This window comes from Microbacterium sp. LWO12-1.2 (assembly GCF_040675875.1).
GTDB lineage: Bacteria > Actinomycetota > Actinomycetes > Actinomycetales > Microbacteriaceae > Microbacterium.
Map to the genome: position 1 here is coordinate 2,363,072 of NZ_JBEGII010000001.1, position 15,982 is coordinate 2,379,053.

The following is a 15,982-nucleotide window of genomic DNA, read 5'->3' on the forward strand; positions in this document are numbered from 1 at the left end:
GTGCCGGGGCAGCAATGGGCCTGCGACGCCACGAAGTCAACCCCCTCCATCCTTGTCTTCTCTGCGCCTAGAGTCGGTGATCCACCAGCCGAGGAGGCGATGAGGATGAGCGATCCGCAGACACCCGAGCAGGGTTACACCCCGACCACCACCCATGCGGAGTGGGGCGCAGGAGAACCGCGCCTGCGTATCTCCCGCGACGAGGAGCGCACCGAGTACCTGCTCGATGCGGATGTCGTGCGCATCGGCTCCGCCGAGGGCAACGAGCTGCGGCTCGCCGACACCGACCCGGTGCACGCGACCATCACCCACGACGAGCGCGACGAGTATGTGCTCACGCTGCACGGCGACGGCGAGACCAGCGCCAGCGCCGGCACGGACGGCACGCACCAGGGCAAGGACTCGCAGACGTTGCGCACCGGCGCACAGTTCAGCGCCGGCCCCTGGACGTTCGTGTTCGCCCGCGAGGAGTTCGCCGACCACGGCCGCCCGTTCGGCGGACGCAAGGGCGGCGAGTACGACGACCAGGAGTTGCAGCCGCCACGGCCCGACTACAGCGACGACGCGAACGCCTCGGCAGCGGACGACCGCACCACCTGAGTCGGACTCCGGGGTCTTCTTCCTGCCTACGACTCGTGGGAGGGGAAGACCGCCGGACGTCGCTCGGCGAACGCGGCGAGCCCCTCGCGGGCATCCGCACTCGTGAACGCCGCCTGGCCGAGAACGGCCTCCCGGCGGAACGCCTCGTCCTCGGGGAGGTCGGCGAGCGCGCGGACGGCGCTCTTGATGGTCGCCACCGCGGTCCAGCTGCGCGAGAGCAGGTCCTCAGCCACGGCGAGCGCGGAGGACTGCAGGTCACCTGCGGGAACGACCCGGTTGAGGATGCCGTAGCGCAGCGCCGTCGCGGCGTCGATCTTCGTGCCTCGGAGCATCAGATCCATGGCCCAGGCATAGGGGATCTGCCGGATCAGCCGCACGAGCGTTCCCCCCGCGGGGACCACCCCCACGCCGGTCTCGGGCAGCGCGAACTCCGCGTCCGCTGACGCGAGACGGATGTCGGTCGAGAGCAGGATCTCGAAGCCGCCCCCGAGGCACAGTCCGTTCACAGCGGCGACGACGGGCTTGTCGAGGGTCGTGTGCTTCTGATGTGCGGCATCCCACTCGCTGATGTCGAAGCGCCCCTCGGTGAGGGCGGGGATCGACTCTCCCAGGTCGGCGCCCACGCAGAACGCCCGCTCCCCTGCACCGGTGAGGATCGCCGCACCGATGCGGTCGTCGTCGCGCACCTCGGCGAACGCCTCGCCCAACTGCTCGTACATCGCGAGGGTGAGGGCGTTGAGCTTCTCGGGGCGGTCGATCGTGATGACCGCGAGCGCGCCGTCACGGTCGAGACGGATGCGGCCCATCAGATCGTCCCGGCGGCGCGGAGATCCTCGATCTCCTCGGGCGTGTAGCCCAGGAGGTCGCGGAAGATCGCGGCGGTGTGTTCGCCGGTGTCCGGGGCGATGCCCCGGGCGCGTGGTGGGGTGCGGTCGAGCTTGACCGGGGAACCGAAGGTGCGCAGCGACCCGTATCCCGCGTACTCGGCATCCACCACCATGTCCCTGGCGGCGATCTGCGGGTCTGCCACCACCTCGGCGATGTCCTTGACCCCGCTCAACGGCACGAGATCGCCGGCGAGCGCTTCGAGTTCCGCCTTGGTGCGTCCGGCGAACCAGCGCTCGACCATGGGCTTGACCCGTTCCGCGTAGACGGCCTCGTCGAACCGGACGCCCATCGTGTGCAGGTCGGGGTTGTCGTCGAACTCGCCGGGTGCTCCGAAGATCTCGCAGGAGATCTTCCAGAACTTGTCGGTGTATCCCCCGAAGAAGACGAACCCGTCCTGGCACGCGAACAGCTCGTATGGGCGCACGAACGGATGCTGGTTGCCCAGTGGCTCCGGCACGATCCCCTCTGTCGTGTAGGAGACGACGGCGTTCTCGGTGAGCGTCAGCACGGAGTCCTGCTGCGACACATCGACGAGCTGGCCTTCGCCGGTGCGCTCGGCATGCCGCACCGCCGCGAGCACCCCGATCACGCCGTACAGGCTCGCGGCGAGGTCGCCGATGATCGTGCCGACGCGGGTGGGTGGTCCGCCCGCCGGGCCGTTCATCGACCAGAGTCCCCCGGTGGCCTGCGCGCTGTTGTCGTAGGCGGGGCGGCCACGATAAGGGCCTGACTGCCCGTAGCCGCTGAGCGCCGCGTAGACGAGACGCGGATTGACCTCGCGCAGCCGCTCATGCCCCAGCCCGAGGCGGTCCATGGTGCCAGGACGGAAGTTCTCGACCAGCACATCGGCCTGCGCGACCAGTCGCTCCAGCGCGATCTTGCCTTCGGGGTGACGCAGGTTCAGCGTGACGCCGAGCTTGTTGCGGTTGTATTGCGCGAAGAAGCCGCTGAACGCGTCGGCACCGTCGCGCTCCAGCATCGGCGGGAAGGTGCGCGTGTAGTCGGGGTCGTCCGGGTGCTCGACCTTGATCACCGTGGCGCCCAGGTCGGCGAGGATCATCGAGCAGTACGGACCGGCGACCACGCGCGTCACGTCGATCACGACCACACCGGCGAGAGAACCCGGGCCGGCATCCAGCCCTCCGAGAGATTCCAGTCGTGCGCGGAGCTCGTCGTCGATCATCGTGTGGTCCCTTCTGCGACGCACGCTCCGGCCTCGACGGTGGAGCGGCGGGTACGGCCGTCCGCCCAGCTTCTCAGCGCGGCTACCGGAGGGATATGTGACAACCACACACAGCGCACCGCGACTTCCGGGTCGATGCGACCATATCGCGGCTCTGACGACGTCGGAACCGGCGCGCGCTCAGCGGCCGGGCACCAGTCCGATCCGCAGAGGTGCTCCCGGCGCCGCCGCCGCGAGCAGCGCCTCGTCGATCTCAGCGAGCGCGCGCACCGCTCCCACCGCATCGCCGAACGGGTAGGCGCGACCGCGGCCGGCCAGGAAGCCGACGGCGGCGGCCAACTCGGCGCCGGTGTAGTTGTGGACCCCGGCGATCGTGACCAGGCGTCGCACGATGCTCTCGGCGTCGAGAGGCACCGGATCGGTCGGGAAGACGCTGCCGACCAGGACCACGGTGCCGCCGACCGCGACGCCGGCGAGCGCCTCGGCGACGGCATGACCCGACGCCTCGATCACGACATCCGGCTCGCGATCGAGAGCGGTCGCCCCGAACCGGGTCGCCAGCGCGCGGCGCTCGGGATTCGGATCGAGCACCTCGACGAGCGCGCCCTGATCCGAAGCGATCGCCGCCGCCGAGAGACCGACCAACCCGGCGCCGTGGATCCGCACCGTCGCCCCCTCGAGCTCCCTGCCCTGCGCTGCCCTGGCCACCGCGGCCCAGGCGGTCGCCGTCGCGCACCCGGCGGGGGCGAGCACCGCGGCCGGCAATGCTTCAGGGACGCGCACGATCGCGGTTCCCGCGCGCAGCTGCATGTGACTGCCGAACGCCCCTGTCAGGTCGCCGTGCACGCCGATGCGGTCGTGGCCGTACTTGCCGAGTTCCCGGCACTTCTGCGGCACCCCGCGCAGGCACCGGTCGCAGCGGTTGCAGGAGATGGTCACCGACCACACCACGCGATCGCCGATGCGCAGCGGGGTGCCGTCGACCGCGAGGGCTCCCTCATCGCCGATCGCGATCACCCGCCCGACGCTCTCATGGCCGAGCACCAGCGGCGTCGGTGCGGAGCGACGGCCCTGCACGGTGTGCACATCCGACCCGCAGATCGTCGACATCTCCACCGCGACCAGCACGTCGGCATCGCCGAGCGCGACACCGGGCACCGCGATCATCTCGTGCCGGTGTCCCTCGCCGATCCACACCATCGCGGTGGCTGCGGGCCGCAGAGCCACGTCCCTGCGGTGTCCGGGTGGCCTGATCAGCAACGTGCCCATGGGATGCTCCCGCTCACGAGGTCGCGACGAGGGGCAGCAGACCACGCTCGGCAAGCGCTCCGCGGAGCCCGGTGACATCGCGGAGCACGGCATCCGCGCCGGCCGCGTCCAGTGCCACGCGGTCGTGTGCCCCCGTGAGCACCCCCGCGACGAACCCTGCACCGGCCCGGCGTCCTGATTCGACATCGCTCACGGTGTCTCCCGCCACGGCCACCGCCGCGACCGAGGAGGTCCGCGTGCGCAGCAGCGCGGCGAGGACCAGGTCGGGAGCAGGACGCCCGCGGCCCGCATCCACCGGTGAGAGGGCGAGATCGACCAGGCCGTTCCAGCCGAGACCGTCCAGCAACGCGTCACGCGTGACCGGGGCGAAACCGGTCGTCAGCACCACGCGCAGCCCCGCATCCTTGAGGGACTGGATCGCATCCGCAGCGCCGGGGATCTCGGTGACCCCCTGCTCCTCCACGATCTCGGCGTATGCACCTTCGAAGGCGGTGGTGGCGCGGGCGGCCGCGGCGACGTCGCCGCCGGCGAGGTGAGTGAAGACGTCGATCTTCGACTGGCCCATCGTCGCGCGCACATGGTCGAGGGCCTCGGCCCAGGGCATCCGTTCGGCGACGCCGGTGCGCTCGGCGGCGCGCTGGAACGCCTGCTCCACGACGCCGTCGTCGAGCACTGTGGTTCCGGCCATGTCGAGGACGACGAGTTCGAGAGGGGTGGTCATGATGTTCCTTCCATTGCAGGTGCCCACCCGAAGGCGGCGGTGAGATTCTCTTCAGCGAGCCCCAGCCCCGTGGTCATGCCGATACCGGTCGTCGCCGCGAGCACGAGTGCTCCCTCGTCGCCGCGTTCGATCAGGAACTCGGTCGGTCCCTTGGCATAGACGCCCTGCCAGCGCTCCAGCACGCGCGGCGTCGGCATGTCGAACAGTGCTTCGGCTTCGGCGAGGAATGCCGAGAACGCGGCCTCTGGCTGGAACGGCGCGGGCTGCACGGCCGAGGCGTGCGAGTCGCCGATGATCAGCGTGCCGTCGGGCAGCTGCGTGTACATCTGGTTCAGATCGAGCGCGGCGAGGTCGGGGCGCTCGGCGTGCAGCCGCTCACGGAGCCGATCCGCGTGCGGGGTGCCGGCGAACCTGCCGTACCGCACGAGCGACCAGCCGGTCAGGAGCGGGGCCGAGAGCGGATGCGGCACCGACACCGCCGCGCGCATCATGTCGAGGGCGCAGCGCTCGATCGCGTTCCGCTCGGCGATCTCGGGCAGCAGCTGATCGAGGTCGTGGTTCACGGCGACCACCACGTGCGCGGCCGTGATCGCCCCGCGAGTCGTGTCGACGCGTCCGCCGCCGAGCCCGGTGACCGCGGTGCGGAACCGGAAGTCCACGCCGAGGGTCGCGAGATGGCGGACGATGGCGTCCGCGGCCGCACGCGGGTCGGTCTGCAGGTCGGTCGCGATGTGCGCGCCGCCGATGATGGCCTCGCGACGCAGCGGTGCAAGGCGCAGCAGCTCCTTCGCATCCAGCATCCGGATGCCGTCGTCATCGTTCGCGGCAGCGGCGAGCACAGCGATCTCCTCCTCGTGGCGCGCCGCCACGAGCGTGCCCGACTCTCGCAGCCAGAATCCGGCGTCGCGGGACAGGCGCAGCCAGAGCTCACGCGAGGCATCCGCGTAGCGACGGGCCTCACCGCTCTGCGCTCCGATGCAGAGGTGTCCGAAGTTGCGGATCGTCGCACCGACGGGCGACCCCGTGCGGTCGATCACGATCACGCGCAGACCGCGACGCACCGCGGCATAGGCAGCGCCGAGTCCGACGATGCCGGAGCCCACGACCACGACGTCCGCACGGTTGTGGCCGGGAGTCATCGCCCCACCAGTCATCGGAACACCTTCCGCATCCACATCGCGAGCCCTTCGACGACCAGCACCGTGACCAGGATCATCAGCACGATCGCCGTCACGGTCTCGTAGCGCGACCCCTGGCTGGCGTTGAGCAGGTAGTAGCCCACGCCGCCGCCTCCGACGATGCCGAGGATGGTCGCGGCGCGGATGTTCGTGTCGAGCATGTAGAAGCTGTGCCCGATCAGAGCCTGCATCCCCTGCGGCACCGTGGCTGCGGTGTACGTCTGCATCCGTGTCGCGCCGACCGCACGCAGCGCGCGCTCGGGTCCGCGATCGACCTCTTCGAACGAGTCGGCGATCAGCTTGCCGAGCAGGCCGATGCCGCCGATCGCGAGCGCGATCACTCCGGCCTGCGGGCCGAGGCCGGTGATCACCACGAGCACGATCGCCAGGATCAGCTCGGGGATGCCCCGGATGCCCACGAGCAGGAACCGCGCGGTGCCGCGCACTCCCGCACCCGGGGCGACGTTGCGGGCCGCGAGCGACCCCAGCACGATGGAGGGCAGCAGCGTCAGAACGGTCGCGGCGAGGGCGATGGCGACCGTGTCGCGCATCGCATCGATCATGGCGGCGGCGTCGTAGCTGCCGAACGACGGCGGCCAGAACTTCGCCGCCACTTCCGGCAGCTTGGCCCAGAAGGTGACGAAGTCGAGCCAGTTGATGTCGCTGACGAGCACGCTGCCGAGCACGACGAGCACCGCGACCGCGCCGGCCGCCGTGTTGCGCACGCGCTCCGGCGTCCAGGGGCGGCGCACCGCCGTCTGCGGGCTCGCGGCCCACGCAGCACGACGGGTGGACGCCGCAGCCGTGGTCGCGCCGAGGCGGGGGTGGATGAGGCGGTCGATCCAGGAGCGGGTCTGGCGCTCCTGGCCGAGCATCGCCCCACGGACCAGGCTGGAGATGAGCTCCATCGCGACGCAGAGCAGGAAGATGACCAGCGCGATGCCGAGGCCCTTGCCGTAGTTGAGCGATTTGAAGGCGTACGACATCTCGAGCCCCAGCCCGGCGACGCCGACGTAGCCGAGCACGACGCTGCCGCGAAGATTGATGTCGTTGCGGTGCAGCACCGTGGCGACCCAGCTGGGCAGCACCTGCGGCAGGATGCCGGCACTGAACTCCTGCAGCTTCGACCCACCCGCGGCGCGGATCGCCAGCCGCGGCCCCTCGTCGATCTGCTCGATCGCATCCGCGAACATCTTCGAGATCATGCCGATCGAGTGGATGCCGATCGCGAGGATTCCGGGCAGTGTGCCCAGCGAGAACATCAGCACGAACGCCATCGCAAGCACCACATCGGGCAGCGCGCGCGTGAGCACGCCGACGAAGCGCGCCGCGGCACGCCATCCGTTGCCGGGTGTCGTGTTGGAGGCGGCGAGGTAGGCGATCGGCACCGAGAGGACGGCGGCCAGCAGGGTGCCGACCAGCACGAGGCCGACGGTCAGTGCGATCAACCAGAGGAGATCGCCGGGCTCAGGGAACGAGAGTCCGCCGACGCGCGCCATGAAGTCCTCGGCGTTGCCCCAGCTCTGCACCATCGCCGGGATCGAGATGCCGACCTCGTTCACCGCGAGGATGCCGAGCACGACCAGGGCGAGCAGCGTCAGCGAGGCCGCGACGCGCTCCGGGGAGATCGGGTTCTTGGGCGCGCGCTCCGCGACGGTGGACGCCGGGCCACCCCCGCGGGGCCCCGAGCCTCCACCCTGGGCCGCCGAGCCACCACCTTGGGCCGCTGAGCCACCGCCCTGGGCCGCCGAGCCACCACCCTGGGCCGCTGAGCCTGTCGAAGCGCCGCCGAGCAGGGTCATGAGACGGGCGCCTTCACGGGCGCATCCGCCGGTACCGACGCTGCATCGATCACGGCATCCGTCAGTTCCACCTGCACGGCCCTGAGCTCGGCGGTGGTGGTGGCGACGCGGCCGTAGATCTCCATGACCTCGGACTTGGTGAGGTCGGTCGTGGGGGTGTCGAGCACGATCTCGCCGTGGCGGAGGCCGACGATGCGGTCAGCCCAGTTGATGGCCAGATCCACCTGATGCAGGCTGCAGACGACGGTGAGCCCCTCGTCGGCGGCGATCTCGCGGATCAGCGCCATGACCTGGTCGCTGGATTCCGGGTCGAGGGAGGCGACCGGCTCGTCGGCGAGCAGGATGTCGGGCTTCTGCATCAGGGCGCGGGCGATCGCCACGCGCTGCTGCTGTCCGCCGGAGAGCGTGTCGCTGCGCTGGTACGCGCGGTCGAGGAGTCCGACCCGGTCGAGGTGCTCGAGTGCCTGGATCTTCGCGGCCTTCGAGTAGCCCCACAGTCCGAGGCGCGGTCCGCGCACCCGCGAGAGCGATCCGGTGAGCACGTTCTCGAGAACCGTGAGCGAGGGCACCAGCTCGAACTGCTGGAAGATGAAGCCCACCCGGCTGCGCAGTGCGCGCAGCGCCGTGCCACGCAAGCTCGGCACCTGAGCCCCCAGCACCTCGACATCGCCGGAAGTGGGAATCTCGAGGCCGTCGAGGTGCCGCAGCAGCGTCGACTTGCCGGACCCGGAGAGTCCGAGCAGCACGACGATCTCGCCGCGCGAGACCTGGAGCGAGGCATCCTTCAGTGCGGTGGTCGACCCGAAGGTCTTCGTCACACCGGTCAGGCGGATCAGCGCGTCGCGGGCGGGGCTGGTCGGGGCGGGGGCGATCGGGGCGGGGGCGGTCATGGCGCGGGGCTCCTGCGGGTCGAAGGTCGTGGATGTGGGATTCGCCCTTCGTCTCGCCGCGGCCCGCTCAGGATGCGGAGGTTCTCGGTTCCTGAGCGGGTGCAGCGAGACGAAGGGCGGCGGTATGCGGTGTCAGGCGGTCAGGCCTTGCACTGCTCCGCTTCGGTTTCCTTGCAGATGTCGCGGATCAGGTCGTAATACGCGTCGTCGACCGGCTTCGTGGCGTAGAAGACGCTGCGGAAGGAATCCGTGTCGGCGCCCTCGATGCCCGCGGCGATGATGTCGTCGATCGTGATCTCGGACAGGCCGTCGATGAGCTTCTTCGAGATGTCATCCGGGAGGGTGGACGAGTACACCAGCGGGGCGCCGGGGACCATCGTCTCGTCGATGACCTTCACCTTGTCGGACTTCTCGACCTCGGAGTCCTCTGCGAAGCCGACCTCGCACTCGACGCCTTCACCGGTCTTCTGCACGCTCACGTCGTGCTTGCCCGCGAAGACGGGGGTGATGTCGGTCTGGGGGTCGATGCCCGCCTCGAGCAGGTTGTACGACGGGAACAGGTAGCCCGAGGTCGACGACGGGTCGACGAAGCAGACCTTCTTGCCCTTGAAGTCGGCGATGCTCGAGATGTCGCTGTCCGTGGGGACGATCGCCTGCGAGAAGTAGCCCGGCTCCTGGCCTTCCTCGGTGACGATCGAGGAGATCGGGGTGAGCTTCGCGCCGTTGTTGGTCGCGGTCACGTAGGTGAAGCCGGAGAAGGAGGCGACGTCGACCTTGCCGGCGACGGCGGCCTCGATCAGTGCGGCGTAGTCGGTGGACTCGTGGTACTCGACGGTCTTGCCGGTGATCTCGGCGATGTAGTCCATGAGCGGCTGGTAGTTGGTCTCGGTGTCGACCGAGTCCGGCACGACACCGAAGACGAGGGTGTTCTCGTCGACGGCGAACCCGCTGCCGGCGGACGTCTCGTCAGCGCCGGGGGCGCCGGTCGCCTCGGCCGAACCGGAGCATGCAGCGAGACCGAACGCGAGTGCCGCGACACCGACGAGGGCGGGGAGAGCACGAAGCTTCATGAGGACCTTTCAAGGGTGGGAGGGGTGATCCACGGAAGACTCTCTCAGCCGGAGAGCCGAGAAATATACCTAACTCGGAAGAGTTCAACCCTCGTTCACCGAGCATTTCCCTGGATGAACTCTGCGCGAATGCCCCCGGCCGAGCGGAAGTGATCAAGTAATGTACCTATGTGACCGAAGCTGTGTACACCCAGATCGCCGAGGAGCTGCGCGCGCAGATCGCCGCCGGCGCGCTGCGCCCCGGAGACGACGTACCGACCGAAGCGGAGCTCGCCGCGCAGTGGCACACGTCACGCGGGCCGATCCGCAACGCCCTGGCCGCCCTGCGGAGTGAGGGACTCATCGAGACCAGCAGAGGCAGGCCCGCTCGCGTGGTCGCGCGAAAGGCGAATCAGGCCGTGGACGTGTCGGTGCCGTTCACGAGGTGGGCGCGGGATCTGGGCGTCACGCCCGGTGCGCAGACGCAGGAGTTGAGCCTGCGAAGGGCGGGCACGCACGCTGCGGCTTTGGGCGTGGATGCGGATGACACGATCGTGAGCGTGGTGCGGCTGCGGTTGCTCGACGGGCGCCCGACGATGCTGGAGCGACTGTTCTACACCGAGGCGGCGGGACGACGGCTGTTCGAGGTCGATCTCGATGAGGTGTCGATCACCGAGCACCTCGCCGCACAGGGGCATCCGATCGTGAGCCTGCAGCACGTGATCGACGCCGTGGCGGCGGATGACCAGGATGCCGCGCTGCTGCGGGTCCCACAGGGCACGCCGATCCTGCGACTCAGCCGCACGTCCCGCGATGCGGAGGGACGGGTCTTCGAGGCGTCGGAGGACCGGTATCTCAGCGAGGTCGTGCGTTTCACGGTCGCCGCGTCGGGCATCTCGACCGATGGCCACTACATGCGCGCGGTGGGCGGGTAGGCGGCTATGCTCCCCGGATGACGACGACGCGCAAGGACACCCGCAGCCGCGGTCGTGCTGTGGCACTGCTGATGGGTGCGCTCATCCTCGTCGCCGGCCTCTCGGCATTCTTCGTCTGGTTTCGCGCCATCAGCATCCCCCACTGCGGCCAACGATGCGACTTCACGACGCTGTACTGGACACCTCTCGCGTTCGCGATGTTCGCCGTCATCATCATCGCCACCACGATGGCCCTTTCGTGGGTGTTTTCCTCTCGTCGCCGCGTGTGGTGGATCCCACTCGGGGCGATCGTCGTGACTCTCGTGGGCGCGCAGATCGCCCAGATCGTGAGCGATCGCGCACTGCTGTTCTGATGCAGGGATCGAGACTGTTGTGGGGGGGGCGGCGTCCTCGCCGGAGACGTTCTGCGCTGCCGGCGTTTCGGCGTCGCATGCTCGACGTAGAGTCGAAGGGATTCGATACGCATTCGGAGGGACTCTGATGGGGATGCGCGCGGCCTACACACTCGTGGATGAACTGACGCTCGACCGGCTGGTGTCGTTGGCGCCCGAGGTGCTCGTGTCGACACTGGAGGATCTCGAATCGGGCGGCTCGCCGACGGTCTATCTCGACAAGATGTGGGACGGCTTGCACTTCCTGCTCACCGGCGTCTCGGCTGCTTCCCCGCGCGACGACGATCCGCTGAGCGAGTCGGTCGTGGGCGTGCACGTCTTCGGCGGCGAGGACTTCGTCGGCTGCACCGAGAACGACGAGCTGCAGACGATCATCGAGGCGCTGGATTCGCTGGACCGCGACGAGGTGATCGTTGCCGCCGACTTCACGGCATTCGCGAAAGCCGGTATCTACCCGAATATCTGGGACGACGATCCTGACACTCTCCGCCGCGAGCTCACGGCAGCGTGGGATGCCCTGGCTGGCGTGCACCGCAGAGCCGCCGACGAAGGTCATCATCTCGTGATCAGCATCTTCTGACGCGGCGCGGGCGGCAGCGTGCACCGCGGACCTCCACACACGACTGGCCTGCGAGAGCCACCACGCTCTCCGTCGCTGCAGTCGCACCTCGGCACTCGCCGTCTCTTCGTCTCTTCGCTGCAATCGCACGCCGGCACTCGCCGCCTCTTCCCCTCTTCGCTGCAATCGCACGCCGGCACTCACCGTCTCACCGCCTCTTCGCTGCAGTCCCACGCCGCCACTCACGCTCTCACCGGCTCTTCGCTGCGGTGAACGCGGCGGTGAGTGTGGGTCGTGGTGTGCGCCATCGTCGGTGTGGGTCCCACCAGGCGGGTCCGCGGACGGTGGGGAGACCGTTGTCCATGCGGATCTCCCACCCGGAAGTCTCCAAAGTGCGGTGGTGGTGCCAACACAACGCAACACCGTTGTCGGTGTGTGTCGGCCCGCCGCGGGAGTGCTCTTGCACGTGGTGGATCTCGCACCACGAGGCCGGGACGTGACACCCGGGGATCAGGCACTCGGTGTCGCGGAGGGCGATCGCTCGCCGTTGGTGGGTGGTGAAGATGCGGTCGGTGTTACCGATGCCGACGATGCGGCCGTCGGGGTCGAACAACACCCGTTGGATCGTGCCGCCGCAGGCGGTGTGTCGGGCTGCAGCGATCGTGGTCGGGGTATCGATCCCGTCCACCGACGCCCACCCGTGCCCGGTCGCATAGTCTTCCGCGGTCACGGACACGATCAGTGTCGGTGCCGCCCCACCGAGTTTCGGCATCTCGTCATGGCGGGCGGCGATCCCCAGCACCGCCGCCAACGCATCGTGCTGCTTCTGCGCCCGGGTGCGCGGGTCGACCTGCCCGCCCGGATCCCCGGACGGCAACACGTCACCATCCCGATCCGCACGATCCTGCGCATCCCGCGCATCCTCGTCGTCGGAGGGGACGAACTGCACCCCCGGCAGGGGTGGGCCGTCGACTTTCGGGTTCAGATACGCGTCCCAGATCCGCTGCAACTGTCCCGCGGTCTCCGGCAACAGGTCCCCGTGGATGGGGATGAGTCCGTTCTTCGCCCGGCCCAGGATCACCCCGCGACCCCGCATCGCCGCTTCTTCGGCGGGCTCGGCACCATCCGGATCGAGATACGCCGCGATCACTCGGGCGAACACCCGCAGATCTTCCGGAGTCGCCACCGGTGCCGCATCAACGAAGCTGTGGACCCCGGGTTCGTCGTCATCGATCGAGACGCCGCGAGCCAGACGTGCGAGTTCCGCATCGGCCCGCATCCGCACTTCGTCAGCGATTCGACGCCGCCCTTTCTCGAGCGGCCCGATCGCCGCGAGCAGCCCCGCTATTCCGATCGTCCCGTCGAGAAGTGCCTCCCTCAACGCCGGCCAACGCGCAGGCTGCATGCCTCCCGAGGAGATGTTGATCTCACGGTGGACGGCCCTTGCGGCGTGAACGACACGGCTCGCGCCCGTTGCGTCGACCCTCAGCACGCGTTGCAGGAGCTCATGCATCGTGCGGCATCCGAACGTGCCACAGAACGCCGGATCCCCCGACCCCGACGGCCGAGCGGCCACCGAGGCCACGGTCTCGACGACGATGGCTTCCGCCTTCCGGTGCGCCTCTCCTACGAGCCGCAGCAGTCGCATCTTGGCATCATCAGACAGTGCTACGAAGGACCCCTCACCGAGCACCTGTTCCAGGTCGCTGACGACCCGCTCCAGGATCTCCTCGGCGCTGTTCATACCCCTCATTCAATTCGAGGCCACCGACATTCACTGCCCTTTTACTCCTGTTCAGAGCAGTATTCCAGCATGCTCTCTTCATCGACTGCCACTCCACGAGAGTCCAGGAAAACGACTTCTCCGCAGGCACCGGAACTTACGGGCAAATGGGAGCCGGCCCTCGTCAGATGCGCGCACAGTCATCTGCATGCACCTGCACACAGCACCCGTCACCTGCCCTACACCGCCAGCAGCACGATCCCCCCGACCACGACGAGCGACGCCGCGATTCGCCACCCCGGCCGAGACTCCCGCAGCACGAACACCCCGAACAGGCTCACGAGCACGACACTCACCTCGCGCAGGGGAGCGACGAGCGCGACCGGCGCGATCTGGATCGCCGTCAGAACGAGGATGTACGACAGCGGCGAGAGTATCCCGAATGCGACGATGCGACGCCATTGCGCGCGCCCCAGCGCCCAGACCGCGCGCCAGCGACGACGCACTGCGATCGAGTAGAACGGCACCTGCAACAGCGTGGTACCGACCATGAACGCGACCGGAGACAGGTTCCACGTGCGGATGACATGCGCGTCCCAGATCGTGTAGATCGCGATCATCACGCCGGTCAGCAGGCCGAAGACGAGCCCGAGGTCGACGCCCCGTCGCGCGCCTGCCACCCCTCGACCACGGTCGACCAGCCCGATCGCGACCACTCCCGCGATCACGGCCGCGACGCCGACGAGCGCGACAGCCGATGGCCGCTCCCCGAGCACGACCATCGCGATGATGACCGAGAGGAACGGGCCGGTACCACGCGCAGTGGCGTAGACGGTGGAGAGGTTCCCCTCCTGATATCCGCGCTGCAGCACCGCCATGTAGCCGACGTGCAACAGGGCCGAGACGCCCACGCCGAGCGCGAAGGACCCGAGGTCTTCTGCGCCGAGCCCTCCCGTGAACGGGACGGCTCCCGCCCACACCACGGTGCTGCCGACGGCACCCCACCAGAGGAACGGAGCCCCCGCGCGACTGATGCCGTGGGCGACGATGTTCCATGCCGCGTGCGAGACCGCGGCGCCGATGACCAGGATGAAGGCGAGAGACGACATGACGAGACCCTTCCGTTCGGCGCGGGCGCGACGAACAGGGTCCTCCGGGCTTTTGTCCTGTCAGATGACGGTTCCCCTGCGGAGAGGAGCCGTGGCGCCGCTCGGACCAGTCGGGCGCGAACCCCGGAACCCTAGGCGCTATCGCGATCACCCTAACGCGGCCGGATGAACGCCCGGCAAACGACACAGCGCCCGGCCACAGATGCGAACCCGAAGCACTCCGGTCGAGGACCACCTCGCCACCGCGACTACGCTCGAAGAACGCCCGTCTTCAGGAAGGCACAACATGCCCGTCACCCCGGTCGCCCTCTCGCACGCCGAGGACCTCGCCGACTTCATCGCCGCCTCGCCGTCGAGCTACCACGCCGCGGCAGAGCTCGCTCGCCGCCTCGAAGCGGTCGGCTTCACCCGCCTGAACGAGGAGGACGTCTGGCCGTCGCAGGCCGGCGGACGCTACGTCGTCGTCCGCGATGGCGCGGCGATCGCCTGGGTCGTCCCGACCGACGCTGCCGCGACCACACCCGTGCAGATCTTCGGCGCACACACCGACTCGCCCGGCTTCAAGCTCAAGCCGCAGCCCACGACCGGAACCCGCGGCTGGCTGCAGGCCGCCGTCGAGGTGTACGGCGGACCGCTGCTGAACTCGTGGCTCGACCGCGAACTGCGCCTTGCCGGCCGACTGGCGCTCGCCGACGGCCGGGTCGTGCTCGCCGCCACCGGAGCGCTCCTGCGCCTGCCGCAGCTCGCGATCCACCTCGACCGCAGCGCGAACTCCGGGCTCGCTCTCGACAAGCAGGTCGAGACGCAGCCGGTGTGGGGACTCGGCGACCCGACCCAGGCCGACATCCTCGCCGAGCTCGCTCGGTCGGCGGATGTCGCGGCATCCGACATCCGCGGCTACGACGTTCTGATCGCCGACACAGCACGCGGCGCCGTGTTCGGCAAGGACGACGCGTTCTTCGCCGCCGGGCGACTCGACGACCTCGCCTCGGTGCACGCCGGCCTCGTCGCCCTCGAAACGTACGACCCGGCAGCCTGGGCGCCGATCGCCGTGCTCGCCGCCTTCGACCACGAGGAGCTCGGGTCGGCATCCCGCTCCGGTGCGGCCGGCCCGTTCCTGGAGGACGTGCTCGAGCGCGTCTACGCCGAGCTCGGCGCTGACTCCTCCGCACGACGCCAGGCCTACGCCTCGTCGTGGTGCCTGTCCAGCGATGTCGGACACTCGGTGCACCCGAACTATGTCGCCAAGCACGACCCTGTGGTGCAGCCGGTGCTCGGGTCCGGACCGATCCTCAAGCTCAACGCCAACCAGCGCTATGCGACGGATGCCGTCGGCACCGCATCCTGGCGCGCCTGGTGCGAGCGCGCGGGCGTGCACACACAGGAGTTCGTGTCGAACAACGCGGTGCCGTGCGGATCGACGATCGGGCCGATCACGGCAACGCGCCTCGGGATCCGCACGGTCGACGTGGGCATCCCGATCCTCTCGATGCACTCCGCCAGGGAGCTCGCAGGGGTCTCCGACCTGCACGACCTGACCCGCACGGCACAGGCCTTCTTCGCGGGCTGACCCTCCGCGCACGAAGAGCGAACAGCAAACGGACACCCGGACACCCGGACCCCCGGGCACCCGGGGACCCGGACACCGGACACCCGGCGATCACCGACCGGTCGGCGATTTCTG

General features: G+C 69.2%; 15 protein-coding genes. 5 read left to right on the forward strand and 10 right to left on the reverse strand.

Features of this window, described 5'->3' with window-relative positions; translation table 11 throughout:
* The first annotated feature begins 105 nt into the window (after window positions 1–105).
* Entirely contained in the window at window positions 106–600 is a 495-nt protein-coding gene (locus tag MRBLWO12_RS11425; protein WP_363555536.1) for an FHA domain-containing protein, read from the forward strand.
* Window positions 601–626: 26 nt separating this feature from the next.
* Here the strand turns inward: MRBLWO12_RS11425 and MRBLWO12_RS11430 are convergent, their stop codons facing one another.
* From MRBLWO12_RS11430 to phnD, 8 genes are all read right to left on the reverse strand, one after another.
* Entirely contained in the window at window positions 627–1,406 is a 780-nt protein-coding gene (locus tag MRBLWO12_RS11430) for an enoyl-CoA hydratase/isomerase family protein (protein ID WP_363555538.1), read from the reverse strand.
* On the reverse strand, window positions 1,406–2,671 hold the full coding sequence (locus MRBLWO12_RS11435; RefSeq protein WP_363555540.1) for a CaiB/BaiF CoA transferase family protein: 1,266 nt from the start codon (window positions 2,669–2,671) through the stop codon (window positions 1,406–1,408). The genes MRBLWO12_RS11430 and MRBLWO12_RS11435 overlap by 1 nt, the downstream gene beginning before the upstream one ends.
* 180 nt (window positions 2,672–2,851) lie before the next feature.
* A complete protein-coding gene (locus MRBLWO12_RS11440; RefSeq protein WP_363555542.1) occupies window positions 2,852–3,940 on the reverse strand; it encodes an alcohol dehydrogenase catalytic domain-containing protein in 1,089 nt (362 codons plus the stop codon).
* A 13-nt stretch (window positions 3,941–3,953) separates the two neighbouring features.
* Window positions 3,954–4,661 (reverse strand): HAD family hydrolase, encoded by a 708-nt coding sequence (locus MRBLWO12_RS11445; RefSeq protein ID WP_363555544.1) that lies wholly within the window; start codon window positions 4,659–4,661, stop codon window positions 3,954–3,956.
* Window positions 4,658–5,815: a TIGR03364 family FAD-dependent oxidoreductase gene (locus MRBLWO12_RS11450; RefSeq protein WP_363555546.1), complete on the reverse strand. Its 1,158-nt coding sequence runs from the start codon at window positions 5,813–5,815 to the stop codon at window positions 4,658–4,660. Before MRBLWO12_RS11450 ends, MRBLWO12_RS11445 begins: the two co-directional genes overlap by 4 nt.
* Window positions 5,812–7,641 (reverse strand): phosphonate ABC transporter, permease protein PhnE, encoded by a 1,830-nt coding sequence (phnE, locus tag MRBLWO12_RS11455; protein ID WP_363555548.1) that lies wholly within the window; start codon window positions 7,639–7,641, stop codon window positions 5,812–5,814. Before phnE ends, MRBLWO12_RS11450 begins: the two co-directional genes overlap by 4 nt.
* Window positions 7,638–8,531 carry a phosphonate ABC transporter ATP-binding protein gene (gene phnC / locus MRBLWO12_RS11460; protein ID WP_363555550.1) on the reverse strand — a complete coding sequence of 298 codons (894 nt, stop codon included), beginning with the start codon at window positions 8,529–8,531 and terminating at the stop codon, window positions 7,638–7,640. The genes phnE and phnC overlap by 4 nt, the downstream gene beginning before the upstream one ends.
* Window positions 8,532–8,671: 140 nt before the next feature.
* Complete coding sequence (gene phnD / locus MRBLWO12_RS11465) at window positions 8,672–9,601, reverse strand: phosphate/phosphite/phosphonate ABC transporter substrate-binding protein (RefSeq protein WP_363555552.1); 930 nt, start codon at window positions 9,599–9,601, stop codon at window positions 8,672–8,674.
* A gap of 170 nt (window positions 9,602–9,771) precedes the next feature.
* Here phnD and MRBLWO12_RS11470 point away from each other — a divergent pair, with 170 nt between their 5' ends.
* The 3 genes from MRBLWO12_RS11470 (at window position 9,772) to MRBLWO12_RS11480 (ending at window position 11,487) form a co-directional block, all read left to right on the forward strand.
* Window positions 9,772–10,515, forward strand: coding sequence for a GntR family transcriptional regulator (locus MRBLWO12_RS11470; RefSeq protein ID WP_363555554.1), 744 nt, complete (start codon window positions 9,772–9,774; stop codon window positions 10,513–10,515).
* Window positions 10,516–10,532: 17 nt separating this feature from the next.
* Window positions 10,533–10,868 carry a hypothetical protein gene (locus tag MRBLWO12_RS11475; RefSeq protein ID WP_363555556.1) on the forward strand — a complete coding sequence of 112 codons (336 nt, stop codon included), beginning with the start codon at window positions 10,533–10,535 and terminating at the stop codon, window positions 10,866–10,868.
* Between the two features lie 127 nt (window positions 10,869–10,995).
* On the forward strand, window positions 10,996–11,487 hold the full coding sequence (locus MRBLWO12_RS11480) for a YfbM family protein (RefSeq protein ID WP_363555558.1): 492 nt from the start codon (window positions 10,996–10,998) through the stop codon (window positions 11,485–11,487).
* A 229-nt stretch (window positions 11,488–11,716) separates the two neighbouring features.
* On the opposite strand, the gene MRBLWO12_RS11485 is transcribed toward MRBLWO12_RS11480, so the two are convergent.
* Together MRBLWO12_RS11485 and MRBLWO12_RS11490 are read right to left on the reverse strand one after the other, a co-directional pair.
* Window positions 11,717–13,210 (reverse strand): HNH endonuclease signature motif containing protein, encoded by a 1,494-nt coding sequence (locus MRBLWO12_RS11485; protein ID WP_363555560.1) that lies wholly within the window; start codon window positions 13,208–13,210, stop codon window positions 11,717–11,719.
* Window positions 13,211–13,428: 218 nt separating this feature from the next.
* The gene (locus MRBLWO12_RS11490) at window positions 13,429–14,298 is read right to left on the reverse strand and encodes an EamA family transporter (protein ID WP_363555562.1); all 870 of its coding nucleotides are present in this window, start codon (window positions 14,296–14,298) and stop codon (window positions 13,429–13,431) included.
* Between the two features lie 286 nt (window positions 14,299–14,584).
* Here MRBLWO12_RS11490 and MRBLWO12_RS11495 point away from each other — a divergent pair, with 286 nt between their 5' ends.
* A complete protein-coding gene (locus MRBLWO12_RS11495) occupies window positions 14,585–15,868 on the forward strand; it encodes a M18 family aminopeptidase (RefSeq protein ID WP_363555564.1) in 1,284 nt (427 codons plus the stop codon).
* Window positions 15,869–15,982 lie beyond the last annotated feature (114 nt).